The sequence below is a fragment of the Rhizobium rosettiformans genome (assembly GCF_016806065.1).
Lineage (GTDB): Bacteria > Pseudomonadota > Alphaproteobacteria > Rhizobiales > Rhizobiaceae > Allorhizobium.
In genome coordinates, this window is record NZ_CP032405.1 from 62,130 (window position 1) to 87,431 (window position 25,302).

General features: G+C 62.5%; 37 protein-coding genes. All 37 read right to left on the reverse strand.

Features of this window, described 5'->3' with window-relative positions; all coding sequences use genetic code 11:
• Positions 1-48 precede the first annotated feature (48 nt).
• The 37 genes from D4A92_RS00320 to D4A92_RS00495 all read right to left on the reverse strand — a co-directional run bounded on the left by D4A92_RS00320 (position 49) and on the right by D4A92_RS00495 (position 25,300).
• A complete protein-coding gene (locus D4A92_RS00320) occupies positions 49-564 on the reverse strand; it encodes a phage baseplate assembly protein (RefSeq protein ID WP_203017338.1) in 516 nt (171 codons plus the stop codon).
• A complete protein-coding gene (locus D4A92_RS00325) occupies positions 561-1,754 on the reverse strand; it encodes a phage baseplate assembly protein (RefSeq protein ID WP_203017340.1) in 1,194 nt (397 codons plus the stop codon). The genes D4A92_RS00320 and D4A92_RS00325 overlap by 4 nt, the downstream gene beginning before the upstream one ends.
• Complete coding sequence (locus tag D4A92_RS00330; RefSeq protein ID WP_203017342.1) at positions 1,754-2,995, reverse strand: DNA circularization N-terminal domain-containing protein; 1,242 nt, start codon at positions 2,993-2,995, stop codon at positions 1,754-1,756. Before D4A92_RS00330 ends, D4A92_RS00325 begins: the two co-directional genes overlap by 1 nt.
• Complete coding sequence (locus tag D4A92_RS00335; RefSeq protein ID WP_203017344.1) at positions 2,995-5,289, reverse strand: phage tail tape measure protein; 2,295 nt, start codon at positions 5,287-5,289, stop codon at positions 2,995-2,997. Before D4A92_RS00335 ends, D4A92_RS00330 begins: the two co-directional genes overlap by 1 nt.
• 98 nt (positions 5,290-5,387) lie before the next feature.
• Complete coding sequence (locus D4A92_RS25215; RefSeq protein WP_281435256.1) at positions 5,388-5,522, reverse strand: hypothetical protein; 135 nt, start codon at positions 5,520-5,522, stop codon at positions 5,388-5,390.
• Complete coding sequence (locus D4A92_RS00340; protein ID WP_203017346.1) at positions 5,522-5,989, reverse strand: hypothetical protein; 468 nt, start codon at positions 5,987-5,989, stop codon at positions 5,522-5,524. Before D4A92_RS00340 ends, D4A92_RS25215 begins: the two co-directional genes overlap by 1 nt.
• Entirely contained in the window at positions 5,986-6,351 is a 366-nt protein-coding gene (locus D4A92_RS00345; protein WP_203017348.1) for a phage tail tube protein, read from the reverse strand. Before D4A92_RS00345 ends, D4A92_RS00340 begins: the two co-directional genes overlap by 4 nt.
• Before the next feature lie 24 nt (positions 6,352-6,375).
• A complete protein-coding gene (locus D4A92_RS00350) occupies positions 6,376-7,863 on the reverse strand; it encodes a phage tail protein (RefSeq protein ID WP_203017350.1) in 1,488 nt (495 codons plus the stop codon).
• Positions 7,863-8,039: a DUF2635 domain-containing protein gene (locus D4A92_RS00355; RefSeq protein ID WP_203017351.1), complete on the reverse strand. Its 177-nt coding sequence runs from the start codon at positions 8,037-8,039 to the stop codon at positions 7,863-7,865. Before D4A92_RS00355 ends, D4A92_RS00350 begins: the two co-directional genes overlap by 1 nt.
• Positions 8,040-8,041: 2 nt before the next feature.
• Positions 8,042-8,626 carry a hypothetical protein gene (locus tag D4A92_RS00360; protein WP_203017353.1) on the reverse strand — a complete coding sequence of 195 codons (585 nt, stop codon included), beginning with the start codon at positions 8,624-8,626 and terminating at the stop codon, positions 8,042-8,044.
• Positions 8,626-9,063, reverse strand: coding sequence for a gp436 family protein (locus D4A92_RS00365; protein ID WP_203017355.1), 438 nt, complete (start codon positions 9,061-9,063; stop codon positions 8,626-8,628). Before D4A92_RS00365 ends, D4A92_RS00360 begins: the two co-directional genes overlap by 1 nt.
• Before the next feature lie 61 nt (positions 9,064-9,124).
• Entirely contained in the window at positions 9,125-9,391 is a 267-nt protein-coding gene (locus tag D4A92_RS00370) for a hypothetical protein (protein ID WP_203017356.1), read from the reverse strand.
• An 85-nt stretch (positions 9,392-9,476) separates the two neighbouring features.
• Complete coding sequence (locus D4A92_RS00375; RefSeq protein WP_203017357.1) at positions 9,477-9,875, reverse strand: hypothetical protein; 399 nt, start codon at positions 9,873-9,875, stop codon at positions 9,477-9,479.
• A gap of 113 nt (positions 9,876-9,988) precedes the next feature.
• Positions 9,989-10,882: a Mu-like prophage major head subunit gpT family protein gene (locus D4A92_RS00380; RefSeq protein ID WP_203017358.1), complete on the reverse strand. Its 894-nt coding sequence runs from the start codon at positions 10,880-10,882 to the stop codon at positions 9,989-9,991.
• A gap of 10 nt (positions 10,883-10,892) precedes the next feature.
• On the reverse strand, positions 10,893-11,288 hold the full coding sequence (locus D4A92_RS00385; protein ID WP_203017359.1) for a hypothetical protein: 396 nt from the start codon (positions 11,286-11,288) through the stop codon (positions 10,893-10,895).
• A gap of 1 nt (position 11,289) precedes the next feature.
• Positions 11,290-12,390 carry a phage protease gene (locus D4A92_RS00390; protein ID WP_246753996.1) on the reverse strand — a complete coding sequence of 367 codons (1,101 nt, stop codon included), beginning with the start codon at positions 12,388-12,390 and terminating at the stop codon, positions 11,290-11,292.
• 22 nt (positions 12,391-12,412) lie between these two features.
• On the reverse strand, positions 12,413-12,922 hold the full coding sequence (locus D4A92_RS00395) for a phage virion morphogenesis protein (RefSeq protein ID WP_203017360.1): 510 nt from the start codon (positions 12,920-12,922) through the stop codon (positions 12,413-12,415).
• Positions 12,919-13,977 carry a phage head morphogenesis protein gene (locus tag D4A92_RS00400; protein ID WP_203017361.1) on the reverse strand — a complete coding sequence of 353 codons (1,059 nt, stop codon included), beginning with the start codon at positions 13,975-13,977 and terminating at the stop codon, positions 12,919-12,921. The genes D4A92_RS00395 and D4A92_RS00400 overlap by 4 nt, the downstream gene beginning before the upstream one ends.
• A 118-nt stretch (positions 13,978-14,095) precedes the next feature.
• Positions 14,096-15,688 (reverse strand): DUF935 domain-containing protein, encoded by a 1,593-nt coding sequence (locus D4A92_RS00405; protein ID WP_203017363.1) that lies wholly within the window; start codon positions 15,686-15,688, stop codon positions 14,096-14,098.
• The gene (locus D4A92_RS00410; protein ID WP_203017365.1) at positions 15,688-17,358 is read right to left on the reverse strand and encodes a hypothetical protein; all 1,671 of its coding nucleotides are present in this window, start codon (positions 17,356-17,358) and stop codon (positions 15,688-15,690) included. Before D4A92_RS00410 ends, D4A92_RS00405 begins: the two co-directional genes overlap by 1 nt.
• A complete protein-coding gene (locus D4A92_RS00415; RefSeq protein ID WP_203017367.1) occupies positions 17,351-17,989 on the reverse strand; it encodes a phage protein Gp27 family protein in 639 nt (212 codons plus the stop codon). Before D4A92_RS00415 ends, D4A92_RS00410 begins: the two co-directional genes overlap by 8 nt.
• A gap of 2 nt (positions 17,990-17,991) precedes the next feature.
• Complete coding sequence (locus D4A92_RS00420; protein WP_203017368.1) at positions 17,992-18,306, reverse strand: VpaChn25_0724 family phage protein; 315 nt, start codon at positions 18,304-18,306, stop codon at positions 17,992-17,994.
• Positions 18,303-18,665, reverse strand: a complete 363-nt coding sequence (locus tag D4A92_RS00425; RefSeq protein WP_203017369.1) for a DUF2730 family protein — start codon at positions 18,663-18,665, stop codon at positions 18,303-18,305. Before D4A92_RS00425 ends, D4A92_RS00420 begins: the two co-directional genes overlap by 4 nt.
• Positions 18,662-18,880, reverse strand: coding sequence for a TraR/DksA C4-type zinc finger protein (locus tag D4A92_RS00430; RefSeq protein WP_203017370.1), 219 nt, complete (start codon positions 18,878-18,880; stop codon positions 18,662-18,664). Before D4A92_RS00430 ends, D4A92_RS00425 begins: the two co-directional genes overlap by 4 nt.
• Complete coding sequence (locus D4A92_RS00435; RefSeq protein WP_203017371.1) at positions 18,870-19,403, reverse strand: hypothetical protein; 534 nt, start codon at positions 19,401-19,403, stop codon at positions 18,870-18,872. Before D4A92_RS00435 ends, D4A92_RS00430 begins: the two co-directional genes overlap by 11 nt.
• Position 19,404: 1 nt before the next feature.
• Entirely contained in the window at positions 19,405-20,388 is a 984-nt protein-coding gene (locus D4A92_RS00440) for a glycoside hydrolase family protein (RefSeq protein ID WP_203017377.1), read from the reverse strand.
• Positions 20,389-20,489: 101 nt separating this feature from the next.
• On the reverse strand, positions 20,490-20,861 hold the full coding sequence (locus D4A92_RS00445) for a sigma-70 region 4 domain-containing protein (protein WP_203017378.1): 372 nt from the start codon (positions 20,859-20,861) through the stop codon (positions 20,490-20,492).
• Entirely contained in the window at positions 20,858-21,052 is a 195-nt protein-coding gene (locus D4A92_RS00450) for a hypothetical protein (RefSeq protein ID WP_203017379.1), read from the reverse strand. The genes D4A92_RS00445 and D4A92_RS00450 overlap by 4 nt, the downstream gene beginning before the upstream one ends.
• Positions 21,052-21,489: an ASCH domain-containing protein gene (locus D4A92_RS00455; RefSeq protein ID WP_203017380.1), complete on the reverse strand. Its 438-nt coding sequence runs from the start codon at positions 21,487-21,489 to the stop codon at positions 21,052-21,054. The genes D4A92_RS00450 and D4A92_RS00455 overlap by 1 nt, the downstream gene beginning before the upstream one ends.
• The gene (locus D4A92_RS00460) at positions 21,489-22,034 is read right to left on the reverse strand and encodes a DUF1643 domain-containing protein (protein WP_203017381.1); all 546 of its coding nucleotides are present in this window, start codon (positions 22,032-22,034) and stop codon (positions 21,489-21,491) included. The genes D4A92_RS00455 and D4A92_RS00460 overlap by 1 nt, the downstream gene beginning before the upstream one ends.
• Positions 22,034-22,762, reverse strand: a complete 729-nt coding sequence (locus D4A92_RS00465) for an SAM-dependent DNA methyltransferase (RefSeq protein WP_203017382.1) — start codon at positions 22,760-22,762, stop codon at positions 22,034-22,036. The genes D4A92_RS00460 and D4A92_RS00465 overlap by 1 nt, the downstream gene beginning before the upstream one ends.
• Positions 22,762-23,082: a helix-turn-helix domain-containing protein gene (locus D4A92_RS00470; RefSeq protein ID WP_203017383.1), complete on the reverse strand. Its 321-nt coding sequence runs from the start codon at positions 23,080-23,082 to the stop codon at positions 22,762-22,764. The genes D4A92_RS00465 and D4A92_RS00470 overlap by 1 nt, the downstream gene beginning before the upstream one ends.
• Entirely contained in the window at positions 23,082-23,729 is a 648-nt protein-coding gene (locus D4A92_RS00475) for a gp16 family protein (protein ID WP_203017384.1), read from the reverse strand. Before D4A92_RS00475 ends, D4A92_RS00470 begins: the two co-directional genes overlap by 1 nt.
• Positions 23,726-23,920 carry a hypothetical protein gene (locus tag D4A92_RS00480; protein WP_203017385.1) on the reverse strand — a complete coding sequence of 65 codons (195 nt, stop codon included), beginning with the start codon at positions 23,918-23,920 and terminating at the stop codon, positions 23,726-23,728. The genes D4A92_RS00475 and D4A92_RS00480 overlap by 4 nt, the downstream gene beginning before the upstream one ends.
• Positions 23,917-24,351, reverse strand: coding sequence for a hypothetical protein (locus D4A92_RS00485; protein ID WP_203017386.1), 435 nt, complete (start codon positions 24,349-24,351; stop codon positions 23,917-23,919). Before D4A92_RS00485 ends, D4A92_RS00480 begins: the two co-directional genes overlap by 4 nt.
• Positions 24,348-24,494, reverse strand: a complete 147-nt coding sequence (locus tag D4A92_RS00490; RefSeq protein ID WP_203017388.1) for a hypothetical protein — start codon at positions 24,492-24,494, stop codon at positions 24,348-24,350. Before D4A92_RS00490 ends, D4A92_RS00485 begins: the two co-directional genes overlap by 4 nt.
• Positions 24,495-24,646: 152 nt before the next feature.
• Complete coding sequence (locus D4A92_RS00495; RefSeq protein ID WP_203017390.1) at positions 24,647-25,300, reverse strand: DUF3164 family protein; 654 nt, start codon at positions 25,298-25,300, stop codon at positions 24,647-24,649.
• Positions 25,301-25,302 lie beyond the last annotated feature (2 nt).

A 25,302-nucleotide genomic window follows, 5' to 3' on the forward strand; every position in this document is an offset into this window, starting at 1 on the left:
GCTATCGCGCGCGCGCGGAGCTGGTCATGCCAGCGCCGGCAGGCGGGATCAGCCGGCTGGCGGATCGGTGAAACCATCGCCTTCAACCACGCCGCCGTGGGTGTGGGTGTCGCCGATATCTTTGCCGTTATGGGTGATCGTCCCACCTTCGAAGGCAAAACCGTCGGCCGACTGCGTCAGCGTCGTGCCACCAACCTTCTGGGTCAATGACGATGCCGCCTGGATTTCGATACCACCGCCAGAGCGGATGATGATGCGGTCACCAAACTTGTTGTAGAAGCCCACGTCCCCCTTACCCAGGCCGCCCATTCGGCTGGAGGGGTTCGCGATCGGCAACAGGACGATATCGCCTTCGTCGCCGCCAAGGGCGAGCGCTATGGCGACGGCGCCATCCTCGGGCGCGCTCGATGAGATCCCATACTGCTGAAGGATTTCGACATCGGAGCGCCAGATCCCATCGGCCACCTCGATCGAGGCAGTCTGCGTCTCGCCGTCGTCCTTGATGTCCTTCACCGTCACGCGGCGGGCCATGCCCCGGATCTTGTCGAAAACCTCCTTCGTCATAGCGCGCTCGCCGTGCCGTCCAGCGGGCCGGCGCGCTTTCCGGTCTTGCCTGCCTTGTTCGTTCGACGATCCCCGACCGGAGCCTTGTCGAAAGCTTCCGGGCTCTCATAGCCCAGCTCAGTCACGATGCCGGCACTGTCTTCGCGATAGGCGACGCGTGAGATCAAGAGGTCACGGTAGACGCCAAGGAATGCATCGGACACCGAAGCGAGCTGGTTGACGGTCCAGAGCTGGCCGTTGACCGTGTGGCCCTTGACGGTGTGGGTGAACTCTTCACCCTCCGCTCGGGCCGTACGCATCCGCCAGTCAGCCTCGTCTTGGGCCGAGACATTGTCCGCCTTTGACCGCGCCAGATGCACGATCGGACGGTGCCGAGTGATCTCCCCATCACGCGCTCGGCCTGTGGCGACCGTCCCCTTGCGTTCCTTTTCTGTCGCCGCGCCGTCACCGTCCGCGCGATCGCCAGCGCCGATCGGTTCGGCCGTCGAATCGAGAGCTGCCGATCCTCTTGCCTTCCCGGCTTTCTCGCCCTGGCCACGGACGATCGTCTCGCTGTAGCGCCCCTCGTGGCTAAAGGTTCCTCTAGAGAGCAGCACGTTGCCGGGATAGCGCAATTCGACCGGTGCTCTTGTCTGCCCGGTTCGGGTTATCACGAGGCCACCGACGCCGTCGGACAGGACGAGAGCGTGGCGAGACCGGGCGCCCTTCTCGATCGCCGAGAAGGCTGTCTCGGCAAGATCGATGCCATAGCGCGTAAAGGGCTCCCCCGTATCGATCTCCGAACGGACGGCGAGGCCGTAGGGGGCGGCGATCCGCCGGGCCGCTTCTTCAAGCTTGACGTTAAAGAACTCGGCTTCATTGGTCATTGCAGCCCCGTCGATGAGATCGCCGGTCAGGTCTCTGCCGCTGATGACAATGGTCGCCTGGCGGTCGCCACTATCTGGCTCGACGCGCTCGATGAAGCCTTTCAAAACCAGCCGCCTTCCGATCCGGATCTCCACGGCAGGACCGGGCCGAAGTTCACGAACGGCCGCATCTGTCGCGAAAGGCAGAGAGCGCCTGGCGCGCTTGGCATCACGGAAAGTGAAGCTGAACGCCCCGGAAAAGTCCTTCAGATCCCGTGTCACCTCGGCTGAAGTCCACTGGTCGTAGGCAGTACCATCTATCGATAGCTGGATGCTCTTTGCCATCAGCGGATCTCCAGTGCTTCAACCGTCGAGCCTTCCATGACGGCCGGGTGACGCGGCCGGTTGCGGGCAACGATGTCGAGATAGACCGCTTCGATCTGGCCCGGCCTGTCGCCGGCAATGTGCTGGGCAACCTGCCAGGCGTCGTGCTCGCGCTCCGCTGCAAATACCAGGACTTCCGGCAGGCGGCCGACAACTTCGTTCATCTCGATGACCACGGCAGACGAGACCCGCCTTGCACCCCGAATGAGTTCGGATGAAGCCGCCTGGTAGGTATCCGACCCGAGGATCTCCGCGCGGTCGATTAGGGCAGAAAGCGCCGACGTCATCGCCGTGCGATAGGCCGTCGCCTCTCGCCTCGAGGCGAAATCGGCATAGACAGACTGGCGGGCAGCGGCAGAAAGAAACTCGGCAGCGGCCGCGATCAGCAGAGCCGCGTCCACCTGGGACGGGGCTCCCGCTGCGGCTTCCATCATTCGCCCAGCGAGATCCGAAGCGACAGCAATCTTTGCCTGAGCCGTAGAGACAGGGGGTCTCGCCAAAGCCGAAGCGACAGCCGGTTCCTCGGTCACAGCGGAAAGGACGCTCACCGCGCCAGATAGCCACGATCCGAAGGAAGCCGGTGTCTCGGGAGACGAGGCCGCCAGGATCGACCGGATCTCCGGCAGGAGCCGCGCTCCGTCCGAAGGCGGGGTCACTGCATTCGCGGCGGCGGCAATCAGCCTTGCCGTGCGACGGACGGCAGCGCCGCGTGCTGCAGAGAGCACTCGCAGACCGACCACGTCAATCAGCGCTTGCGCCGCCGAGAGCAGGCTCGCCACGCCGCCAATGAGGCCGGAAAGCACCTGGCCGACGACCCCACCAATCTGGACGCGCTTCAGGCGGACATTGATGCGGGCAACACGAAGCTCGCGAACCGAGAAGGCGATACTGGCCGGCTCTTCCAGGATGACCGACATAGGCCCGAGCCAGGGATGCATAAGCTGGCCGGGTCCAGGTGTCTCAAAGGCCCTTTGAAGGCTCTTCACCTGCACTTTGTAATCGTCACCGATCACGAGCGCGTCGATGGTCAAGACTGAAGGCAAAAGACCGAAGTCGTCATAGGCCGGCGCATCGACACCCGGAAACAGATACTCCAGCACCCGGCGACCGTGTTCACTGGAGGTGTCCAGGAAGTGCAGCGTGCGGCCCCGGTAGGAACCGGGGACCAGGCCGGGGAGCGCGTCCAAGCTATCGATCCGCATCAGTCCCTCCCCACGACCCGACCGGTGTTAGCCCTGATCGGAACATTTGGGTTGTCGCTACTGGTGTTGGTCACCTGTGCCGGGCCGTTGACGCGGATATCGATCTGGCCACCGACGCTGGCCTGCCCAGATCCACCCTGTGCGGGCAACATGTTCTGATTGGCCGGCTGAGCTGGTGTAGCCTCTCCGCCACCAAACCACGAGGAAGGTGAAGGCCAACTGATGATACCTGACAAGTCAATCTTGCCGACCGCGTCAAGGATCCTCTGGCCGAGCCCCTGAAACCAACCGATCAGGGTATCGATTGCGCCCTTGATGGCGTCCACCATGGCCTGCCCTGCTCGCTCCCCGGCCGTGCGGAAGGCAGCCTCGGCCTCGGTCGAATAATCATTCATGGTGAAGATGTCCGAGAGGAAGCCCTTCACCTGGCCGGGAATGGCCTTGATGAAACCGACGACGCTGCTCGCAAAGGCCTCGATCTTGCCGCTCATCGCCGCGATCTCCGCTTCGTCGAACCCGAGCCAGGCTGCAAACTTGCCGGCCATCTTGGCATTGCCGCTCGCGAACATCCCGGCAAGGTTTGACAGCTTCCCCGTCAACTCAGAGAGAGCGCCACCAATCACCGAAGCAAAACCCTGTGCGAAGTTCTTGATCGGCTCCCAATAATTGTAGATGGCGAGGCCCAGCGCGGCCACGGCGGCGATCGCGGCCCAGATCGGCCAGGTGATGCCAGCGATCGCCGCTCCGATCGCAAGTAACGCGGCCTTCAACGCGGCAAGACCAGGCACGGCCATCGCCATGCCGCGAAGACCGACGGCCACGCGGGAGAGGCCAGTGAACCGAGCGCCGCTCATCGCAGCCAATGTGGCCTGCAGCGCGATTGCGCTTCTCGCAGCTGTCGCAAAGTAGCGTCCGATCGAGAGCGCCAACCGGCCTGTGCCGATGAAAGGCATCGCCAGTGCTGCCATGCCAGAACCGACGGCCGGCAGGACGAAGCCGAGAGCGCCGAGCGCAGCAACGAGGATCAGAGTGGCACCTGCAAACGACAACGCTTGGCGCACCATCCCGCCGGTTTCCCGATCGAGATCGCGCAGCCATTTGATGGCCGCCTGGAGGTGTTGATTGATAAGGGGCATCCAAAGACCGAAGGCAAAGCCCACTTCACGCCACGCCTGCCGCCCGATCTCCCGAAAGATCTCCATCTGCCGATTGAGACCCTTCATCTGGGTCTCAAAGTCTTCGTCGATGATCTCACCGGTAGCCTTCGCGACTTCATCCCGGATCTGCTTGTACTCATCAAGGTTGCCAAGCATCGGGATCAGGAAGTCCATGACCTGCATGTCGCCGAAGATCTCGCCGAGCTTGCCCGCGCCGTAGATCTTTTCGAGCTGCTCGCGGACGTAGCCCAGCGCCTCTGCGCCCTCAAGACCGTTGGCCTTGGCCTTCTGCATTAGGCCGTCGATCTCCTTTCCGGAGATGCCGGTCAGCTTGGCAATCTTCTGGATGACCGCCTCGATCGGATTGATACCCTTGACCGCCGCATCCTGCATAACGGCTTCGATGTCGACGCCGGCATCCTTGAAGTTCTTGATCGTCGCGGGTGCCAGGATCTTAGCGAGGAAGTTCTTCAGGTTGTTGGCCGCTTCCGCCGGGTCGGACGTACCCTTGCGGGCGATCTGCAGTGCGGATGCGAGGAAGTTCACGGCCTCCCGTCCGGTCACGCCGAACTTAGCCATCTGGCTGGTCAGGGTCGGGAAGTATCGCGCCATGTCCTTCAGCTCGAAAGAGCCGAGCTTGCCGGCCGTCACCAGTGCGCCGAGGCTGTCGTCCAGCTGATCGGCCGGTACGCGTAAGGTCATCAGCAATGATGTGGCAACCGATGCCATGTCGGAAAATTCAGCATTGGCGGCTGTCGCAGCGCGGCCAATGTCGCCGATCGACGCATCGATCAGCTGTTTGTTCACACCCGCCGCGATCATCTGCCCCGCGCCGGAAGCAATGATGTCAGATGACTGGCCCACCAGAAGTGCGAGCGCCTCGTACTCCTCTTTGGCTTGGCCAGTGAAGGCGAAGGCGGCCCCGCCGGTCATCTCCATTGTGCCGGCGATATCCAGCAGCTTCTGCTGGAAGGCCGCCGCCTGGTCGATCGGGCCGAGGAAGCTGATGCCGGCCACTGCCGCACCAAGGATGCCGATGCGGCGGGAGAACGAAGCAATGCCTTCAAGGGAGGAGCGCAGCCGACGCAAAGGCCCGGACAGGAGATCCCGCATCCGGACGATGACATCAAGGTTCATGCTTCTTGAAGACATCCCGCCACGCTCCAGAATTGATTTCCGGTTTAGCGCGCGCGCGCAAGTGCCGTCATGCCCGTGGCGGCGGGCATGACGGTTCGTTATTGCTTCTGCTGGTCAGCGACTTCTTTCCGCCAGGCCATCACGCAGTTCCACCAGAACTTGGCGCGGTGAGCTTCGAAGTCTTCGAGCTCGGCGGCGCTGAAGCCCGTGCCATCGGCAAGGGCTCCGAGCATTATCGGCCAGTTCGGCGGCCACTCGTCAAAAAATGGTTGATCACCTTGCCGCCATCGACGATGTCGGCCGCATCCATCTTGTCAAAGACCGCATTCATGACCGCCTGCATGGTGCGGGTCGATCGAGCGAAGGTCACGACGGTGTCGTTCTCCTTCGATGCCGCCGCGATCGCCTGAATATCGGCCCCCTTCAGACGGAAGAAGGTGAGGCTCTCGAAGGTGCGTTCCCGAACCTTACCGTCCTTGCGGGTGGTGATGGTCACAGGCTCGATGAGCGGCAAGGTCACGCTGCCGTCATCGTTGCGAACTGCGCGGGACGGCAGCTTGTCCAGAACATCACCATCCTCATCCACGATGACGGCCTTTGCACCGCCCTCGTCGATGACGTCAGTCGAAGTGCCGGAGCTGGTGACCGTAGCAGTGCCGCCCTGATCCTCGTCCAGGTCGATATGAAGATCCTTCTTCATGCTCCGATCTCCTCGGGCGTGCCGGCCGACCAGGTCATCTCGATGCTGCCGCCTTCGCCGCCGGTAATCGTCGGGATGTCGCCGGAGAGGAAGGCGTCATACATCACGAAGGTCTGGCCGGTGTCGCAGACGACCTGGAGTTCGCCTTCGCCGCTATCCCAGGTGTTGCCCCAGCGCTGCCCAGCTTCGAAGTGGACGGTCGCCTTGATTTCCGAGCCCTGGTATTCCTGGGCGCGCCCCACCTTGCGGCCATAGGTGACCGGGTTGTTCTTGAGGCCGCCAGGACGAATGCTCGCCCCCTTGGCCACCTGAAGGTTACGGCCTCGCCAGATGATATCGACGATGCCCAATACCTGCGTCATTAGAGTGTCCTTTCAAGTTGGGCGTTAGACCTGGAATTCCAGCGCCTGGGCAAAGACCATCAGATTGCCGACGATCTGCACCTGCGGGCGCCCTTCCAGGCGGTTGCGGTCGGAGTTGGAGCGCTCGAAGGCGCTTTCCTTCACCGTGCGGGTCACGTCCTCGATCCAGACGTTCTCGCCGTAGAGCTTGCAGCGCGCCGCCCAGGAGGCTTTCATGCGTTTCGGCGTGACGACGGCTGTGCCGGGATCCTCGTCGCCGTTGAACCGCTGGACGTTCGCGCCGTCGGTGTCGTCATCGACGAGCTTGGAGCGCGGATACATCAGGCTGACATAGGTCGCCCAATCGTAGCGGATCCGGCTCATGGTGGCGGGCACCATGATATCGAGCCAGGCGCGATCGGCGGTGCCCAGGCTGCTGGTCTTGTAGGTCGTGATCACGCGGCTGATCACGACAGAGCCGTCAGACAGGCAGTCGAAGGTCGAGATGCCGGTCCGCAGCAGCAGATCGTTTTCGGTGTCGAGGAACTGATCCACCGAGTCGGGCGCTTCGACGCCGGGAAGGACGAGCGAGCGGAGCTGGCGCGCCGGATCGTTCGTCAGGTGGAAGGCGGCGATCCCCATCAGCGAGGCGGCGATCGACCAGGCTGAGGTCGGGCTCTTCTTCAGGCCGCCCGTCGTCAGGAAGGCGTTGTTGGTCAGGGCGCCGAAGGTGCTCAGCTCGCCAAACGTGCCACGCTTGAAAACGAAGCCATGGCAATCCAGCTTCGACGTCGCCAGATAGCGCACCCGCAGGAACTCGGCGAGTGCCGCCATGTTCGTGGCATCGTTCCAGGGCGTGGTCAGCTTGGTAAACCAGGTGTTGGCAATCGCGTCGAGCGCCGTCTGCAGCACCGGGTTGCCGGAGCCTCCGGACATGGCAACGACGGTGATCGTCAGGCCGGCCGGGATCGGCTCATTCTTCGTGTCGACGCGCAGATCGATCTCATTGCCGACCTCACCGCCATGGCGAGAGGTGACCGTGACCACGCCGGCAGCCGCTGCAGCCGTCGCCACCATGTCGAGATCCGCGTTGATCGCGGCCGCAAGCTTGGTGGCAAGTGCCGTGACGTTGTCCGTCGTGAGTGCGGTGATGCGCACCTGCCGGCCACCAATCTTGAAGCGGATGGTGCTCGCCGCCTGGACGGCACCGACAAAGGTGAAGGTGCCGATTGCTTTGACCGCGCCGCCAGCATCCGCAAGCGCCATGATCGAAAGCGGCGTGTTGCGATTGGCCTTCTTGAAGAAGGCGACCTGCTCGGCACCGATCGAGCCGCGACCGAAATAGGCGATCGCCTCCTCAGCACGAGTAATCTCGATGATCTGGCCGGGCGTGATCGTGCCGGCGGCCAGCTTCTGACCGATAATCAGCGCCTTCTCAGGCCATGCGAAGATGCCGGCGTTGCGGTAGTTCGCCCGCACTTCGATCAGGACGCCTGGCTCCAGGCGATCCACGGGGATTTCGTTGAAATCCATTACTTCTCTCCTTCAGGCTTCTTCGGCGCCGAAACTTTGACCAGATCGCCATCGGCGACACGGCGGCGGGTGTAGAGGGTGTCGGGATCTTCCATCCCTTCGGTCGGCCAGGGCGTTCCGTCTTCCTGCGGAACGAGCCGATCCTTGGCCGGAGCCAGATAGTCCTTCTTGGCCATGTTCACTCCTGTGGTGGCTCGATGGTGTCGTTGATTGCGCCTGGTCCTTCGGAGCCGGACAACGACCAGGTGATGCCGAGCTGCTCGAAGCTCTCCGGCGACGAAATGGCGTAGTCCGCGGGCGATGTGACGAAGCTGAAATTGAAGTCGATCTGGGCAAGCGCGATATCGTCGTCGGCATAACCTTCAGCGACGAGGCTCTGCGCCTGGGTGACTTCCATGACGCCGACCGGCTTCATGGTCACGCCGTGGATCAGCGCCAGGGCGACGTCCGTCATCGCGTCGAGGCCAATGTCCTTCCGATCTCCTTTGAAGCGCGCTTCAAGGCCACTTGAAACGCGGCAGATCAGGATGAGCCGCCACTGCATGACGCCCTTCAGCTGCCGGCCGCTGTCCTTCTGCGGCTGCATGCCCGCCCAGGCGAGACCCAGCATCGGGGCCTGCTTCACGACCCGCTTGAACTCGGCCAGGCTGAGCGACTGCGGAACGCGCTCGATGCCGAAGGTCTGGGCGGGAAATGCCTGCCGAAGCCGCTCGATGATGAGCGGCTCCTGGCGGCGAATGGTGGCAAGGTCAAAGGAGGCCATCAGAAGCCCCTCAAGGTGTCTTGGCTGAAGACCCGGCCGCGATCGGAGATCCTCGGCCCTGAGCCCACCTGGTCGGTACCGGTCACCAATGCGCGCGGCACATCGAGATTGACCAGCTCCTTCGAAATCGACTCGAGCCACTTGATGACGTCGGCCCGGCCTTTGCTCATCTCCTCTGTCGGCGACGAGCGTTCAGTGTCTGAGAGGTCATAGCGGGCGAGGATGCAAGTAGCCCGCACAATCTCGGCCGGAGGGGCAGCGATCGGCACGAAGTACCGGCCACGAAGGTAACCGTCGATCACGGCACTGGCATCGGCGAGAGCGATGTTGACCTTCTCCTCGTCAACCGTCTCGGCCGTACGGTCCTCCGGCTGGGAAAGCCGGATGATCTGGGTCTCGCCAAAGCGGGCGATCATGTCGGTGACGGTTGCGTACAAGGTCTCTCTCCTGGTTGAAGCTGGCGGACGATTGGCCCGCCAGAGTTCTGCAGATCTTGCGTCAGGCCAGACGCAAAGAGCCGTCCAGCGACTGGCCGTTGGTCAGAAGGCTTTCGCGATAGACGGGCTTGAGTTTCCCGATGAAGGCGAAGGCAACCGCCTTGAAACGCGGCAGCCACGACAGGGCGAGCGCCACTGTGGCCTCGCGAACCAGGTGGATCATCGGAGCCAGGACGAACTCAGCGACACGCGTTGCGGCCGAAACCAGAACTGCGGCCACCAGAGCCAGAGAATGCAGAATGATCATGCGATAGGGCTTATGGTTCACGGATATTCTCCTGTTGGGTGGAAAGCCCCGGTGCCGCTGGAGCCTTCCGTCAATTCGCGCCTGTCGGCACCCGCGCTGGGTATTCCTACTTCTTCGCCTTTGCGCCCTGGTCGCCAGCAGCCTTGGTCGCCGCATCGAGCTTGGCATTGAGGTCCGCGACAGCCTTGTCGTGATCGGCCTGCAGCTTCTCGATCTTCTCCTTTGCCTTCTCGGCGACGGCCTGATCGAAGGCTGCCTGCAGCTCGGCGATCTTCTGCTCGACGAGCACCTGCACGGCATTGTTCACACGAAGCTGGAAATCGTCCTCGGTCTGGACGTTCTCGCCTTCTGCCACCTCGCGCACCGTGAAGGCCGGGTCCGCCCGGAAGGCGGCAAGCTGCTCGGCTGTCCAATGACCTTCATCGTAGAAGGCGGAAGGCGGGTGACTGACACCATTCCGGCGCATGCCAGGCGTGGTGCAGATGATCTGGATCTTCTTCGACATGTTGGGTTCCTTTCCGGGTCTCGGGAAAGCGGCCACCGGGCCGTTTTCCGGAAACCCGTCGCCAGTCGGAAGGAAGACTGGCGACGGCCTCGGGACGCTTGACCTGTCCGAAATCAGGCGAGGTACGGGACCACGACGACGTCGGCCGAGCGGTTCCAGACGTTGGTCGCGCCGTTCGCTGCGGTCTCGGCGGCCACCAGTTTGCGGGCGATGCCTTCCAGTGCCGGCGGAACGATCAGCTTCGCGCCACGGATGTTGAGCGGAGAGCCGTCGCGGCGGCGAATGGTCGAGAGAGCCGTCCGAGCCGCCTCGTAATTCGCCTCGTTGAGGGTAGCCTTCGACTTGTGGGCCAACTGCCAGAGGCCAAAACCTGCGTTGCAGCGGCCATCGACACCCCAGACAAACTTGTTCTGGTAGAAGACGTTCGGATCATCCGGGCTCTGCAGAGGCGTCAGAACGAACGGGCGACGGGTCTGATAGACCAGCGGCTTCATCACCTGAGTGTCATCGACCAGGTACCAGGCGGGACCAGCACCATCGGTGAAGTTCGAAACCGAGATCGCGCCGCCGGCTTCGTTGTAGCCGGGGTGGTCGGTGTCGAAGAAATACTGGCCGTCGTAGCACTTCACGGTCTCGCCGGTCTTGAAGAGCGGCCAGATCAACTGATCAGGAAACTGAGCGGCGTCCTGCCCCATCTGGCCGGCAACCGGCGTGAAGATGCCAATCTGATCGTCGTCGATCTGCTCGCGCTTGATGCCGATCGTCTTCTCGAACGTGCGGTTCTTGATGACATAGGTCTGGGCGCCGAGATCGTGGATGATGCGGTCGCCGAGCCATTCACGGAAGCCCGGAATGTCGTCGAGACGCGGATACTCATTCATGGCCGTGCTGGACGGCACGGTCATCGCGACCGTGGTGTAGAAGGTCTGCACTGCGCTGAAGCGAGCGTTGTAAGCCGTGGAAAGGCCCGTATAGATCGCGCGCAGCGTGCTTGCATTGATATCCATGTGGACGTCCTCAGAGGGTCTTGAGCCAGACGCCGTCAGCGTCGATGGCGTCGATGGTGCCGATTGCAAGCAGCGAGCCTGCGGTGAGCGTGAAGGTGTCGTCGGCGGACGCGTAGACCGTGGCGCCGATGTTCGCGACTGTGGCGCCGGCGAGCGGGATCAGGCGCACATCCTTCTCGATGTTCACGACCTGGTCGCCGGTTGCGCCACCGGTGTTGTCGGCTCGCTGCTCGGCGAAGCCGATCAGCTTGACCGCCGACACGTGGCCGGCTGGAACGGCTTCCCGGTTGGCCGTGATCCCGACAGCCGAGCCGCCGAAGATCTTCACATTGGCAAGCACGGGGTAGCCGTAGGAGCGACCGAGGCCCGGCTTGCGCTTGGAGCGGATATCGTCAGTGGCGGCCATATCAGTTGCCCTTTCCGTGCAGAGCCTTTGCCGAAGCGGCGAAGGTGGTTTCGTCGACGCCCATCATGGCCGCGACCTGGCGGTCTTCGTCGGTCAGCCCGCCGCCTTCAGCTTCGGGCACCTTGCGTCCGCCAAGGCCGCCGCTGTTGATCGACGGCAGGAGCGAAATCTCCTTCTCGACCTCAGCCGGATCCTTCATGTGGCGGGCGATCATGTGCTCCTTCAGCGCAGGCACGATCTTGCCGGCCTTGACCGCGTCCTCGACGACGACGACGGCGCGGTCGCGGGCGTGGTTAGAGATCAGCGTCGTGAGCTGGCTCTGGAGCGAGGTGACGCTCGACCGCAGCTCGGCATTCTCGGCTTCAGTTGGGGTGACCTTGCCGCGCGCCTGGAGAGCGGTGACGAGGGCATCACCGGAGGTGCCTGACGGCAAGCCCACGGCTTCAACGATCTTGCCGACCAGGGCGGCGTGAGTTGCCGTTTCCTGCTGGGCCTGATGGGCGGATGCGACGGCCGCCAGCACATCGGCCTCCGTCGCGGTTTCCGGAAGGCCAAACGCCTTCCGCAGCTGTTCGAGCATTTCGCTCTCCTCTCTCTGGTGTAACGCTGTCAGAAAATTCAGATTGGGGTCGTTCGTAAGGGCGACGCGCAGGACCTTTCCGATCCGGTAGGGTTTCTGTGGTGTGTGAAGAAACACGGGCGACAGGTACCCGTAGGCCTTGCCGACCACGAGCCTCTGCCCCTCCTCGGTCCATTCGACCCGGCCCCAGAGCCCGTCTTCCCTAGCCTGCAGCTCCACGATCCATCCGCGTGCCGGGGCCGGATTGCCAGCCTTAGCAGCCAGATCAATTGCGTGATTTTCATCGACTGGCAGCTTGCGCCCTTCGCTGTTGAAGATAGCGATCAGGGCTTCGAGATCCGGAGCAAGGTACGGGCCGCGCCCATCCAAACCGCTAAACTGGCCGGCGGGCAGCAAATGGAGCCACTCCGGCGCGGTGGCGTCGGCAGCGTGAATTGCGATGAGAAGGGCAGCAGCGGTTTTAAGCATGCCGCGAAAGTGCCATGCGGGGCACGGCGGTATCATGCCCGCAGGCGCGGGCATCAAGGCGGCGATGAGGGGAGGATCAGCGGCGCGAGACGCGCTCCATGAAACCGAAGACCGTCTCTGCGATCATGGCTTCATCCTGGACAGATATACCGAGGTAGGGCCGCGCGGGCAAGGTGACGCTTTTCGCCTTGATCAGTCGGTCGCCAATCCGAAAGACAAGTGCCTCGCCGTTCTTCGGTCGAATGGTGCCGCCGAGTTGGTGAATGGCAGCATAGACGACGTTCGATCCGACGCGGACTTCGTCATTCGAGGCCCTTGCATTGACGCTGTCACGCAGCCGACCGCTCTCTGTCAGGACACGGCTGTTGCGCTTGGTCGAGGCATAGTCCTGGTTCAAGGCCTGCCATGCCTGGCCCTCCGGATCGGCCTGGCTGATGAAGCGCTGATGGGTCGATCCGACAAGTCCGACGCCGATCGCATGCATCAGAGGCCGCGTATTGGTCATGATACGGCCGAGCTGCTGCACGGCGCGCTGCACCTCCTCATCCATCACCTGGAATGTCAGTGAGATCGCAGCTCCGCTCATCGGCCGGCCTCGCGGGTGAGCTTGTGCAGGAGAACGCGGGTGCGGTTGCCATCGCGCTCGACACGGACAGATGCCCGCCAATCATCGCCGTCGACGGTCTTCGAGATCTGAAAGCGGCCATCGCCCTGATCCTCGACCTTCGCCTTGCGGGCAAGCCGGCGCGGGATCGTGGCATAAGCATCGGCCGAGATTTCGTCGCCGGCATTGGTGCGGATCACGTCCGCCAGGAGCCGCAGCTCTGTCCCCGCCTCGACGCCAAGCGCGCCTGCCACCTCATCGCCATGCACGCCGACGACCGTCCAGCTACCCTCGGGCCACTTGCCGCGAAGGCTGGACGCAACGAAGGCCGCGACATTCGCTTCATCTGCCGTCACCGCTGTCAGACCAGGTGCGGTTTGTCGTAGCCACGCCTCGCCGGGATTGTAGGCAAAGGATGGGTCGACGCCACGCGGCTGATCCGTGCCGAGCTGGTCGAGATCCGGAGCGCGATCAAAGCCCTTCTTCCCCATCCGCCTCAGCGCCGGCATCGAGACTGGCGTAACGAAGCAGCCGCAGCCGAAACCGTTCGGCGGGAACATCACCTTCCAGGCCGGATCAGTCGCGGCAAGCACTGTGCCGTCCCAGCTCTTGTGGTCGAGGCGCGGATGCAGTGCACCCGAATGATTGTACTGCCAGCCCGGAAAGGCTTCGAGAGTGTCCGGCTCGGTCAGCTGGGCATAGCGTCCCGCCGCCTGAGCGGTCCTCAAATTGGTTTCGAAGATTGTTCGGGCGCGCCAGCCGCGCTCGCCTTTATAGGACCAGCCATTGCGCTTGACGATCTGATCGAAGTCCTTCCGGAATTCTTCGAGCGTCGTGCCCTGTTCGAGCGCCTTCGCGATCGCAGCCTTGAAGTCGTCAACCAGGGCGACAGTGCTGGCACCGGCGACCATGAACATCTTCGAATGAGCCGCATCCCAGACGTCACGCCAGCTGCGCGTCGGCACGGAGGCCTTCTCGCGGAAGAAGGCGATCGCCTCGTCGAATGGCAGATCGAGTGCAGAAGCCGTCGTCACCATCCTCGCCTCACTCCCATCATCGTTTTCGAAGCCTCTTCAAAGCCCATGGACGCGCTTCGAGGGCCGGAGACGGGGAAGCGCCCGTCCTTACCCCTTGCTGCGCGTCTGTGGGCCGATTTCACGAGCGGGTCTTCAAGTCGTCGATGAGGGATGCCTGGCCGGCGAGATGAGCGAGCGCCATGCCTCGCGCCATGGCCTCCGCCAGATCATCAGGCGCCAGGTCGAGCTTCGCAAGCCGCTCGGCTGCATCGCGCAGATCGGAGGCATCCATCAGTGCCTTCCTCACCTCGTCGACCAGACCGTTCATCGCGCCGGCCGCTTCCTCGTCGAGACGCTTGGTCAGGATTTCAACCGTGTCCTCCGGCTCGTTACGCTGGTGCGCGGACTTGAAGAGATTGTCAAAGATGCTCGCTGACGCGGTCTGACGTGCCGGCGGCTGGCCGTCGATCGGCGATGACACCGCTGTTGTGGGCGAGCGCCCCCCAACCAGGACAGCGCCAGCCTTTGGCTTCGGGATGCCCATGCGATCCTGCAGGTAACTTTCATCCGCCGTGAGGCCATATGGTGCCAGCTTCGCAAAGGCTTCCGAGAACTCCTTCAGCGGCACCTCGTCCGGACGGCCGACGCGAAGATGTGGATAGCGGTCCTGCGGGCCGAAGTTGAAGGCAATCATGTTCGGCACGAGCTGGCGATTGAGCGTCGCGGTGACCATGCCGGCGTCGTCGCGCTCGATGTCTTCTTGCACCAGGCGGTGCTCCTGGCTGACGGCATGGCCACCGGAGACGGCGTCGGTCGTGGTCGTTTGGCCAAGCACAAGCTTCGACACCTGGCGATCGAGCCAGTCCGCGCGCCGCTCATACATGTCCGTCGAGCTGCTCTTTGAGCCGACCTCATGCAGTTCGATCAGCATCTCGCGCGGGATGATCGCGGCGCAGTCGCCCGCGATCCCAGAGACTGCACGCCAGAGAACGTCCTTCTCCTCCTCGGTCGCACCGCGTCCATATTTGCCGATCCGGATCGGCTGGCCATAGTTCTGGCAGAAGATTGCCCAGTCCTTCGTCGTGAAGCTCTTGAACATCCACGCCCAGAGTGCCACGCGGGCGATGCCCGATCGGATCGTAAGGCCGGATTTTGACTTGTGGCGATGGACGATGAACTTGTGCTCAGGCAACGGCTCGCCTGCCACCCCTTCGCGCAGGAGCACGGTCTCGCCATCGGCGCGGTCGAAGGTAAACCAGCGCTGCGTCCGCCAGATCAGATCACGCGGCATGACGAGGCCGTTCTTCACCTGCCAGTCGATCTCCATGACCGAGAGACCTTTGCCGATTGCGTCGAGCATGTCAAAGAGGTTGGCGCGCAGCACTTCCTCATCGATCCAAGCCTGTAGAAAATCCGCGTGCTTCTTGTGTTCGGCGCTATCGGACGCAGCCTTGACCGTAATCGGCAGTTGGGCGACCGACCGCTTGCGGGTCGCCATGACGGCCGCGTAATGCAGGTCGCGCTCTTCGATGTCCTCCGCCAGCTCGAAATAAGCCTCAGGCTCTCCCTCGGCTGCCGAGCGCAGGATGTTTGCCAGGCGCTGCGGGGTGAGCCCATTCGCCGGGTGTCCGGAGATCACCTGGCGCACGCCACCGGCCTGCGGTGTGGCGTGGGGATCAGTGAGCGTCAGCATTTTGACGACGCGGCCGAGATAGTCCTTCAGGCTGGCCATCACAGGGAACCTCTCAAAGTAAAATCGATCGAGCGGCCGCGCCTGTCTTCATCAAGAGGCGGTCCGCCATTGTGGCCGGCCATGCAGGAGCCTGCGATCTTGCGGTTGGTCTCGTAGCCATAGGCGAGCGCCTCCTGGCAGCTCGCGAACCAGGCGAGCGCGCCGGCCGGAGCGGTGTCGCCATGACGATCGTAGCCGTCGACGCCCTTGCTCGAATGCTCATCCGGCACCTTGATGATGCCGTTGACATAGGCGAGCGCTTGGTGGTCGGCGAGGATGTCGGCGTCATAGGGAAAGAGCAGGCTCTTGTCGCCGAAGGCTTCGATATAGGCCGGCATGTTCGTCGCATACCATTTGGCCGACAGCATCACTTCGTGGATGCACTCGCCCCAGCGCTGGCGCGCCTTTTCCGCCAGATACTGTCCGTTGCCTCGCGCATCCAGCGCGCCGCCAGTCAGGCGCGGCAGATGATCGCCGATAAAAAACAGGATGTCCCGCTGCTGGTCGAAGGGAATGTTCTTCAACTCGACGACCAGGCGCGCGCGACGTACGAGGTCGGCGCCGATCTCGAAGACAACGATGGCGGTCTTGTCTCCCGATCGGGCGAAGTCCTCTCCGAAGCAATGCTCGCGCCCCGGATCGAGGGCGTCGAGAAGCGGCTTCAAAACGCCTTCACAGAACTCTGAAGCTTGCTCTTCCCGCTCGTAGTCGTCGAGGTTTTTGAAGTCGTCTGGACGATCCCAGCGCACGACGGCCGGAAGATCCCGAGACATGCAGCTCTCGATCAGGACGCGCGTCATGGCGGCGCCTTCGGCCTCGGCCGGGATGGCGTCCAGCTCCTGGCGCATCTTGGCGGTGCGCGTGCCGTAGGAGGCGCGGATCTGCGCTTCCCATTTGTCTTCCTTCTCTTGCGTCCACTCCTCGCCCTTGATCAGGCAAACGCGCTTGTAGAGGCCGTTCCTGACAGCGTCGCCAAAGGAATAGGTGTGGATGCTGAACGGGTTCTTTCCCGCCCGCGCTTCCTTGATCAGTTCGTTGAAGGGGCTGCTGACACCGTTGTGCGAGGAGATGACGCGAATGCGGCCGCCCCAGATCAGAAGCGCGTTGACGGCATCGAGCACGTTGCGGACGTCGCGGTGGAATGCCGCCTCATCGATCACGACGGTACCCTGCAGACCGCGAATGTTCTCTGGCCGCGAAGACAGCGCCTCGATCCGGAAGCCGGAGGCGAATCGGATGATGAAGCTGGAGATCGCCTGGGTGGAGCCGTCTTCCTTCTGGTCGAAGAAAATACCGTCCTCGATCGTCAGCATCTCCTTTGCCACGACCTTGGCGAAATGCGCCGCATACCCGATGAACTCGCGGCCCTTCGGCTTGGTGTCACCGATGTAGAAGACATTCTGTCCGCCGGCCGATCTTTGGGCAGCGGCGATCAGCGTGCAGTCGAGAGCCTCGGCAAAAGTGACGCCGGTACGTCGGCCCTTCTCGCAGATCTTCAGGTCGCTCTCATCGGCAATCCAGGACGCCTGATGAGCCATCAGGACGCCTTCAGCCAGCGGGTCTAGATCCTCGGGGATCTCGGCACCACGCGGGAACTCAACCGGCAGCTCTTCCGGAACGCGGGCGAGCACCGGCGGATCGGTCCATTGGCCCTTTGGCAGCTCAACCATTATCGGCTTCGTCCTTCTTCTTCATCGGGCGAACGCCGAGGAAGTCACGACGTGCCCGCGCGATCGCAGCCTTGGAAATGCCGGGCTCGTGGGAGAGCGTGTCGAGTGCCTTCTCCGCCTTCGCCTTCATCTCGGCCTCGATTTGCTTCAGCTTTGCATCGGCTTCGAGCTTTGCGCGGCGGTTCGAGCTGCTCACCTGGGCAGCGGAGGCAGCGCGCAGCGCGTTCGCCAATTCCATTGCACCCTTCGTGCTGATGCCGGCCTCGCCACTCGATTGCAGGATTTCGAAGATCAGCGTCTTCAGCGCCTCGGCCGCGATCAAGGTGAGATCATCGGAGCCGGCAGCATCCATGCGCTCGGACAAGGTCGCGGCAATTTCGCGCGTCTGTTCGAGTCGCCGTGAGATCATCGCGAGGCGGACGCTGTAGCGATTGAAGGCAGAGAAGGACGGAATGTCGAAATCAATTCCCTGCTCGCCCTGAAGAGCAATCAGCTTCTGTTTGAATTCACCGTAGATCTCGACCTGCGTCCGCGTGCGATCAGCCAGCTCCTGAGATGCCCAGCCGACAATCGGCTCGCACTCGTCTGGCAATTGATCGATTGCGGTCAGGCGCCCGCGTCCCTTGGCCATGGTCAGGCTCCCGGCCGCGACGGACGCTTGACGCCTTCGATGACATAGTGCCGATCAAGATGGCGCCGTCCAAGTTCGGTCAGCGTGGCGATCTTCACCGTGCCAGCATTGACCACCTTCACGGCGCTCATCAGTTCGAGGTAGTCGATCTGCTGATGCACCCAGGCGCGCGGCATGTGGATCGCAAACTGGGCAAGCACCGGCTCCAGAATGGAAGAATTGAGGCTCTCATTGGTCTGTTCGCCGAGAGCCTTGAGGATGATCAGCCGGGCTTCTTCCTGCATGATCTGTGCGTAATCCATGGCGAGATCACTCATTTGCGTGCTTGCTCCATCAAAGTCTCTTGCAGTCTTTCCCCGATCGCCTCGATTGGCTTCAGGCGCTCGGCCATGACGTTCAGCTTGCCGTTGATCTCGCTCATCGCGAGTTCCATCCGGTGCGTTGTCGACCGGTCCGGCAGATGCTTGATTTCCCCTTCGATCGCCTGGATGCGGCGGTCGTATTCGATGAGCTTGCTCTCCGCCTTTGAGAGACGCTCATCCATCTTCTTCTCGATCGATAGCAGCTTCTCGCTGAGTGTCTTTTCGCCAGAAGAGAAATAGCCCTTAAGGTGTCCAAGGAGAGCGAGGGACGCCAGCGCGGTGTTGACGTAAAGCAGGTATTCGGCTGGGGTCATCGGAGATAGGCTTCCTTCTCGGTCATCTCCTGGCATTCCAGGCAACGGGTGGCAGACGGGTAGACTTGGCGGCGGGCAAGCGAGATGGAGGCGCCGCAATCGACGCACTCCTCGGTGCCCATCTGCTTTAACGCCTTTCGGGCAGCATTCAGTTTCGCCTGGCGTTCCTGTTCGACCCGCTCTTCACCGATCTCGCGGTCGAAATCACTGTACATTCGGACCCCGCCAGGTCTTGACCGCCTCAACCGCCTGGCGCCCGATTTCCTTCACAGTATGACCGCCCATGTAGAGGCTAATAAACCAGCCAGTGAGCGTCATGAGAGTGGCGCTGTCGATCGGGTCAAGAGCGACACCGAAGGCCTTCAGCACCGGAAAAAGAAGGAAAGCGCAGACCCAGAGGAAGGCGAGCAGATACATCCAGCCCCAGCGCCAGGCGCTCTGCCAGAACCCTTCCTGCAGCTCGGCCTGGAGCAGCTCGAACTGCCCCTTTAGACCCGCCTCATAGAGCGCGATCATCTCGGGCGCTTCCGCCTCCACCTGGCGCACGGCCTCTTCGATCTTGCTGACGGGTGCCGCCGATAGCTGGTCGGGCGCAACTCCAGCCTTCTCGGCAACAGCGTCGATGACGGCGCCGGCCAGATCGCCGCTCACGCCGCCGATCTTCTTCTCAATGATGCTCTTGATGATCGGAGCCCCGATCTTGGCGGCCATGCCGAGGATCACTGCGGATGCAGACATGTCAGAAGCTCCGGAGGAAGGTTGCAACACGGGGAGCCTTATCGGCGATCCGCGCGGCTATGACGTCGCGGTACCGGTAGGCCTGCCAGGCGAGATAGAGGATTGCGACGGCTGCAACGCCGAGGCCGATAGCCGTGGCGATCTGATCGGGGGCTACGGCAGAAGGATCGACGGGTGCAGGCCCGGTGACAGCTCCGGCGACCTGGTCGCCGCCTGCCACGCCAGCACCGCCAGCCGTCGCAACGGAGCCTTGAGCTGCCTTCGAGCGGGCATCGAGTTCACGCTGAAGGGTGGCGAGCGTGGCCATCCCGACCTTGCCGTCAACCGTCAGGTCATGGGCCTTCTGGAACATCTCGACGGCAACGCGGTCAATGGCACCGGTCGGCGCGCCGGCATTGTAGCCAAGTTTCACCAGCGCCTTCTTGGCTTCCTCGATCTCGGCCGTCGTCAGTGAAATCACGATTGCTGCATGGGAGCCAATCCGCGAGTCGACCGGCGTCTGGATACCCGTGACCGAACGCTCGATTTCGGCCGGGAAGCGGCCGTCGAGAAGAAGGGTTGCTTCCTCGGCACGGCGCCGTGTCAGACCAGGCATCACCTTGCCGTTGCCCTTATTCCACATCAGCAGGCGGCGGCGTGTGTCGATCGGATCATTCGAAAGGAAGGATTTGACCCAGGAAGCAGAATGGATCTTGCCGGTGTTGTAGTCGAAGCTCGTGCCGGCATCGAGCGCGTGCTGGCTGCAGCTGTCGCCGAGAGCCTTCAGGACGCGCGGTAGATAGTTTCGCTTCAGGGCAAGATCTACCAGGCGATCATTCTCAGCCTCGGTGATGACCATGCCGGGCTTAACGGTAATGACGCCCGATGCCGTCGTCAGGCCAGCGCCGATCGTCCAGATCCCGGCCGGGCAGCGATAGGCCTTCTTCACCACGCCCTCGTGAGCGTAGAGGAACTCTCGCCCTTTCGGGCTAACGGATCTTGTCATGATGGGCTCCAGAAATGAGACTGGCCGAACGGGCTAGTGATCTGGAGCGAAAGTAACGGCAGGTTGCGCGTCGAGGCATGCCCGCCAACGTGGGCGGCAGGCTAGAAGAGGTCCATTTGTCGTGGATCGGCGGGCTTTTCGCCCCGTCCTGGATTGGCTGAACGCGCTCGCCTGATGAGACGCTCCACACCACTTTCGGTCAAACCGAGACGCCGGGCGATATCGCGGTTGCCGAGGCCTGCTTCGCGGTACCGGAGCGCACGAAACTCGCGAGCAAGCGGAACCTTGATATAGCCGCCCGGATAGAGTTTGGAAAGACGGGCTGCATGATCAAATCCGATCGTTTGCGGAAGCTCCGAGCGGCCCGGATCTGCGGGCACGTAAAGCCGCATGCCGGCATGCGCTTCGACCAGGGCGAAGAAGCCTTCGTCGCCCAGCGTCGTCATAAGCTCGCCAACCAGATCTTCGCTCATCTCTTCCCCGCTATGCCGAGGCGAAGCTCGATCTCAATCTGTCGGGCGGTCAGCATGCGCAGCTGCTCTTCGCGGTGAATGCGGGTGCGGACATCCACACTGCCGCGTTGAAGCTTGCGCTGCAGCTCCAGGCGCTCACGCCGGATCTTGTCCAGCTCCATGGCGTCGAAGAGCGGCAGCGCGGTGGCCATCAGGGTCGAGCCTCCCAACGGATGATGACGCCCTGGAAGATCGAACCGGGATTTTCGGCTGCCCAGAAGCGCCCCATGGTTTCACGGGCGGAAGCACCGATCAGCTTGGGCGGTGCGATGCCCTGCAGGCGAGTGGGATCGAAACCATCAGAGACGGCAAACGCTTCGATCTCGTCCCGGTGCAGCGGCGTCCCGTCAACCTCGATGTAGGCAATGCCGGCCTCGATCAGATCCGACGACATGATGACGATCGGCAGGACAGCGATGCAGATCGGGTCCGGGATGATCTTTCGGCAATGGCGGGTGCGCAGGCCAGTGAAGAGCTGCACCGGCTCGCCGACATGGGCGTGACGACGTCGGTGACCCCGGATGGTATGGCCCTTGCTACCGTCCTCGATCTGAGGCGCGAAATACTTCTTGAAGCCGTAGGCGACCATTAGTTCCAAGCCTCCAGGTAGACTATGGGTTGCTGATCGCGGGGAATGCGGTGCTGGCCACGGGCCATTGGATGTTTGGGATGGCCGTCCTTTGTCCGACCGAGGCAGATCAAAGTGACGCCTTGAGAGACCGCCCGATTGGCGAACCACTTATCCAAGCCGTCGAGTTCTCCGCCACAGCCCCATGCGACAAGCATCCGGCCACCTTGCGTCTTCGAGAACTCGATAGCGGCCTGCAGGTGCTTGGAGTTGTCCGGCCCGCTGCGAACGCCTTCGACCTGGCGGAACATCTCCTTCGGTTGAGAAGCGCGGAATGCGTAGAGATTGACGATCCGAATGCCGCCGTAGCCCCAAAGAGTGGCAAAGTGAGTAAGAGCCAGAACCGTCTGATCGTTCACCTTCGCATCCGCGCGGCTCGGGTTGAGCATGCAGACGACGAGGATTGGCTTGCTTCCGTCCCAGATCCTCTCCAGCTCGTAGCGATAGGTCTCGCAAAGCGACAGGATCGCGGTCCAACGCGCTTCGGGTCCAAACAGGTCTGCCATCACGCACCCACCTTTTCTGCCGCGACGCGCGAGGCTTCTTCCTTGCGCTTGGCCAGCCGACGCTTCGCCTCGCCAGGTGTGGCGAGTGCCATGTCGCTCTGCTTCGTGTAGGTTTTCTCCATGCCTGGACGCAGCCAGATCGGTGGCTGCGGCGGCATGCCGTCCACCCATGCAAGCCAGACATAGTCCGTGGCGCTGGAAAGCTCGGGATCCCAGACACCTTCCATCAGCGACACGCGCTCGGCGAAATGCACCACGAAGGTAGGCGGGTTCGGACCGTAAATCAGGCTATACCGCTCCTGGCCGGAAAGCCAGGAGACGCGGACGAAGAAGGCAACGCCGCGCCGAGCGATCTTCAAAGCGGTGTCGAAGAAGCTTTGAGCGATGTTGAAAGGCGGGTTGACGAAGAGCCAATCGGGCACGATACGGCCATCGGCTTCAAGGCTTGCCCGGCTCTCGAAGGTGAAATCACGGATCGGCGGATTGAAGCCCCAATCATGGACGTCCGAATACTCGACCTGGCGGAAAACCTCGCGCAGCGGCACGACCATATGGCCACCGCCGCAGCACGGATCGAGCGCAGTCATCTCCGAGAGAGGGAACCAGAAGTTCTGCCGAGGGATCAACACCTCGTGTAGCATGGCGCGGGTCGCCCAGGGCGGCGTCGGGAAATAGTCCAGGCTGTCGGCCGCCTGGTGGCGTTGGTTCATGACGTGGACGGTGCTCATCACGCCACCGCCTTTCGATCGTCGAGGCGTTGCAGCCGATAGCCGACACCCCAGCGAAGCTCGACGGTCCAGCCAAGCGTGGAGAGCCTCGGCCGCATGCGAGAGATAACCACCTTGATCGCGTTCGACGGGTCCAGAGGACCGCCATCCGGACGATCCCCATAAACGGCGTCGACCAGTGAGGTCATCGGCGTGAAACGATGCCGCCCAGCCACGAGAGCTTCCAGGATCAGGGTCTCCGTGCGGGTGAGCTCGGCGATGTCTATCCCGGAAAAGTCGCCCATGGGCTGGCCGCAGTGGGTGCAGAGAAGCTTCGCCATCACGCACCGCCTTTCGCCGCACGGACACGCTCGCCCAGTGCGTTCATCACCCGCTGCCAGTCGCTATCGACAAGGTGGCTGAGCACCTGCGCGTCTTGCCGGCCGGAGAGACGGATGGCCTCTTGGTCGAAGCCCTGGCGGGTAATGAGGCCCGCGCCTGGATGAAGAATGCGCCACTGCGCCCATGCGATCTTTGCACCATCGCGCTGCAGCCACTCGTATCCATTGGTGTTGCCGAAGCCGACGCCGGCTTCACGCTTCAGCCAGCCCTTCAGCGCCTCGATCGCGGCCCGGCCGTCGTCGGCGTAATGCAGGAATCGGGTATGATCGAGACCGGTTTGGCGCTTGACGAAGGCCAGCAGCGCCGTGTCCCGGCGATCCTTGACGACGCCGAGATTGTAGCCGGCGATCCAGAGCGCCTGGAGCTTCTTGGCATACTTGCCCGTCAGCCCCTTCACCTTCTCCTTGCCCTCGGCCGGCTTGAAGCCGTCGTTGCGCAGAACGGTCAGGACGCGCTGGCGCTCCTGCTCGGTCATATCCTTCACCGACGACTTGCCGGTGATGTTGGTGAGCTTGGCCCGGTAGGTGTCCTCATCCAGGCAGAGCTGCTTCTTGGCAACGTGGATGGCGGCGATCGAGGAGGTCATGGAAGCCTCCTGTCGATCTGGCTGGCCAGCGTGTCGAGGTTGAACTCGGCAAGCACCAAGGCCCCGCGTTTCGTATTCTCGACCAGGCGTGCATAGGCCTCGCCCTCATGCTCGACGATCTCGTGACCATCGCGCTTGTATTCGTCGATGACGATGGCCCGGATGCGCTCCCGACGGGTGAGTTCGGTCATGCCGCACCTCCACTTCTAGCAGCCCGCGCTTCTGCACAGGCTGCGCGCTCTTCCGCAGACTTCATCTGCGGCCTGTGCGGATTGGCCATCCGCTCGGCACGATCGCCGCGTAATAGGTTGGACGCCGTGCCTACCGGCAGCTGCCCGGTCCCTGGCACGGCGTCCTCGCCATCGCACTCCGCTGTCCGGATCTGGTTACCGGGAGGCGTTGGCATCTCAGAAGCGAAGGTCTCGTTAAGCGCCCGCACGGCCACATAGCTCGGCGCCGGACACGGTGTGCCGATCACGATCTGGCCATTGGCGGTCTGCAGCTCACAGCCGCAAGCAAAGGTGGCGGAGGCGAAGGCGACACCGCCGCCTCCGCTGGTGATCTGACTTCCGCAGATCGGGCAGTTGCTCTGGGCAACGAGGGTGACGACTGCAGCGCTCATGAGAAAATCACTCCTGTCATGAGGAGCGCGAAGAAGAGAGCGAAAGTCGCGCCTTCATGACCCTTCCAGGCCTTGATGCCGGCGACAATGATGGTCGCGAGGACGATGATGATCCCGCCGAGCCTCAGGAAATCGAGTGCCATTACACTTCGTCCTTTTTCGCAGTTAGTGGAAGGATTTTCCGCAGGTCAAAGCCACCGGTGGAACGAAGGGTCATCGTCCCGTCCCTGTTGAGTTTCATGGTGACTGTGACCGGCTTTTTCCGGGGAGTGGTTTTCTTCGCCATCGCCCCACCTCACGCCTTGGCGAGGTCGATCGTGATGGCGGTCCAGCCCTCTTCGATCGTCTCGCGGGTGTAAAAGCGCACATACTCCTTAGAGCCGGTAACCCGGATGGAGGAGCGGATCGCGTCCATGGCACGGTTCCAGCGATCGTCATCGATCTCCAGGCGGAGCAGCATAAACAGCTCCGACTTGTTGATCTGGCCTTCCTTGTCCGTGTTGAAGGCACGTGTAACGATCGACTGGATCTCCGGCCGGCTGTCGGCCGACCATTCGTTCAGGCATTCATCGATGAGCCCCTTGGCGATCTGCAACTGCGGACCGAAGGCGATCTGGTCGGCAACCTGCACCTGGACACGCATCAGGCCGTCGAAGGATGAATAGGTCTTATTGCCCTTCTTGCCGCCGACTGTTGCACCATACTCCTGGGCGAGCAGCTGATCGAAGGCGGTGATATCGGCCATGGTGTGATCCCGAAACCGAGTGATCTGCGCATTGAGTGCGCGGGCAAAGCCGATGATCTTGCGGACCATCTCGTCTTCGAGCTTGTCCTCGGCCTTGATATTGACGACGGGCACGAGGTGGCCCTTGGCGTCGTGCATGTATTCGCGGCCGGTCACAACGACCACACCGGCTTCTGGCTTCTCTTCAATGATGACGGCTTCCATGA

What these genes read in the sequence shown, in the direction of transcription:
- D4A92_RS00490 (WP_203017388.1), bottom strand. Translation starts at nt 24,494, where the DNA reads ATGGCACTCGATTTCCTGAGGCTCGGCGGGATCATCATCGTCCTCGCG.
- D4A92_RS00460 (WP_203017381.1), bottom strand. Translation starts at nt 22,034, where the DNA reads ATGGCAGACCTGTTTGGACCCGAAGCGCGTTGGACCGCGATCCTGTCG.
- D4A92_RS00340 (WP_203017346.1), bottom strand. Translation starts at nt 5,989, where the DNA reads ATGAAGAAGGATCTTCATATCGACCTGGACGAGGATCAGGGCGGCACT.
- D4A92_RS00380 (WP_203017358.1), bottom strand. Translation starts at nt 10,882, where the DNA reads ATGGATATCAATGCAAGCACGCTGCGCGCGATCTATACGGGCCTTTCC.
- D4A92_RS00480 (WP_203017385.1), bottom strand. Translation starts at nt 23,920, where the DNA reads ATGACCGAACTCACCCGTCGGGAGCGCATCCGGGCCATCGTCATCGAC.
- D4A92_RS00485 (WP_203017386.1), bottom strand. Translation starts at nt 24,351, where the DNA reads ATGAGCGCTGCAGTCGTCACCCTCGTTGCCCAGAGCAACTGCCCGATC.
- D4A92_RS00455 (WP_203017380.1), bottom strand. Translation starts at nt 21,489, where the DNA reads ATGGTCGCCTACGGCTTCAAGAAGTATTTCGCGCCTCAGATCGAGGAC.
- D4A92_RS00385 (WP_203017359.1), bottom strand. Translation starts at nt 11,288, where the DNA reads ATGGCCGCCACTGACGATATCCGCTCCAAGCGCAAGCCGGGCCTCGGT.
- D4A92_RS00450 (WP_203017379.1), bottom strand. Translation starts at nt 21,052, where the DNA reads ATGGCCACCGCGCTGCCGCTCTTCGACGCCATGGAGCTGGACAAGATC.
- D4A92_RS00360 (WP_203017353.1), bottom strand. Translation starts at nt 8,626, where the DNA reads ATGGCCTCCTTTGACCTTGCCACCATTCGCCGCCAGGAGCCGCTCATC.
- D4A92_RS00375 (WP_203017357.1), bottom strand. Translation starts at nt 9,875, where the DNA reads ATGTCGAAGAAGATCCAGATCATCTGCACCACGCCTGGCATGCGCCGG.
- D4A92_RS00395 (WP_203017360.1), bottom strand. Translation starts at nt 12,922, where the DNA reads ATGAGCGGAGCTGCGATCTCACTGACATTCCAGGTGATGGATGAGGAG.
- D4A92_RS00430 (WP_203017370.1), bottom strand. Translation starts at nt 18,880, where the DNA reads ATGTACAGTGATTTCGACCGCGAGATCGGTGAAGAGCGGGTCGAACAG.
- D4A92_RS00400 (WP_203017361.1), bottom strand. Translation starts at nt 13,977, where the DNA reads ATGGTGACGACGGCTTCTGCACTCGATCTGCCATTCGACGAGGCGATC.
- D4A92_RS00470 (WP_203017383.1), bottom strand. Translation starts at nt 23,082, where the DNA reads ATGGCGAAGCTTCTCTGCACCCACTGCGGCCAGCCCATGGGCGACTTT.
- D4A92_RS00465 (WP_203017382.1), bottom strand. Translation starts at nt 22,762, where the DNA reads ATGAGCACCGTCCACGTCATGAACCAACGCCACCAGGCGGCCGACAGC.
- D4A92_RS00415 (WP_203017367.1), bottom strand. Translation starts at nt 17,989, where the DNA reads ATGGCCAAGGGACGCGGGCGCCTGACCGCAATCGATCAATTGCCAGAC.
- D4A92_RS00335 (WP_203017344.1), bottom strand. Translation starts at nt 5,289, where the DNA reads ATGAACCTTGATGTCATCGTCCGGATGCGGGATCTCCTGTCCGGGCCT.
- D4A92_RS00445 (WP_203017378.1), bottom strand. Translation starts at nt 20,861, where the DNA reads ATGAGCGAAGATCTGGTTGGCGAGCTTATGACGACGCTGGGCGACGAA.
- D4A92_RS00405 (WP_203017363.1), bottom strand. Translation starts at nt 15,688, where the DNA reads ATGGCCAGCCTGAAGGACTATCTCGGCCGCGTCGTCAAAATGCTGACG.
- D4A92_RS00325 (WP_203017340.1), bottom strand. Translation starts at nt 1,754, where the DNA reads ATGGCAAAGAGCATCCAGCTATCGATAGATGGTACTGCCTACGACCAG.
- D4A92_RS00350 (WP_203017350.1), bottom strand. Translation starts at nt 7,863, where the DNA reads ATGGATTTCAACGAAATCCCCGTGGATCGCCTGGAGCCAGGCGTCCTG.
- D4A92_RS00390 (WP_246753996.1), bottom strand. Translation starts at nt 12,390, where the DNA reads ATGCCCGCGCCTGCGGGCATGATACCGCCGTGCCCCGCATGGCACTTT.
- D4A92_RS00345 (WP_203017348.1), bottom strand. Translation starts at nt 6,351, where the DNA reads ATGACGCAGGTATTGGGCATCGTCGATATCATCTGGCGAGGCCGTAAC.
- D4A92_RS00355 (WP_203017351.1), bottom strand. Translation starts at nt 8,039, where the DNA reads ATGGCCAAGAAGGACTATCTGGCTCCGGCCAAGGATCGGCTCGTTCCG.
- D4A92_RS00320 (WP_203017338.1), bottom strand. Translation starts at nt 564, where the DNA reads ATGACGAAGGAGGTTTTCGACAAGATCCGGGGCATGGCCCGCCGCGTG.
- D4A92_RS00440 (WP_203017377.1), bottom strand. Translation starts at nt 20,388, where the DNA reads ATGACAAGATCCGTTAGCCCGAAAGGGCGAGAGTTCCTCTACGCTCAC.
- D4A92_RS00330 (WP_203017342.1), bottom strand. Translation starts at nt 2,995, where the DNA reads ATGCGGATCGATAGCTTGGACGCGCTCCCCGGCCTGGTCCCCGGTTCC.
- D4A92_RS00435 (WP_203017371.1), bottom strand. Translation starts at nt 19,403, where the DNA reads ATGTCTGCATCCGCAGTGATCCTCGGCATGGCCGCCAAGATCGGGGCT.
- D4A92_RS00425 (WP_203017369.1), bottom strand. Translation starts at nt 18,665, where the DNA reads ATGACCCCAGCCGAATACCTGCTTTACGTCAACACCGCGCTGGCGTCC.
- D4A92_RS00420 (WP_203017368.1), bottom strand. Translation starts at nt 18,306, where the DNA reads ATGAGTGATCTCGCCATGGATTACGCACAGATCATGCAGGAAGAAGCC.
- D4A92_RS00410 (WP_203017365.1), bottom strand. Translation starts at nt 17,358, where the DNA reads ATGGTTGAGCTGCCAAAGGGCCAATGGACCGATCCGCCGGTGCTCGCC.
- D4A92_RS25215 (WP_281435256.1), bottom strand. Translation starts at nt 5,522, where the DNA reads ATGCTCGGAGCCCTTGCCGATGGCACGGGCTTCAGCGCCGCCGAGCTC.
- D4A92_RS00475 (WP_203017384.1), bottom strand. Translation starts at nt 23,729, where the DNA reads ATGACCTCCTCGATCGCCGCCATCCACGTTGCCAAGAAGCAGCTCTGC.
- D4A92_RS00495 (WP_203017390.1), bottom strand. Translation starts at nt 25,300, where the DNA reads ATGGAAGCCGTCATCATTGAAGAGAAGCCAGAAGCCGGTGTGGTCGTT.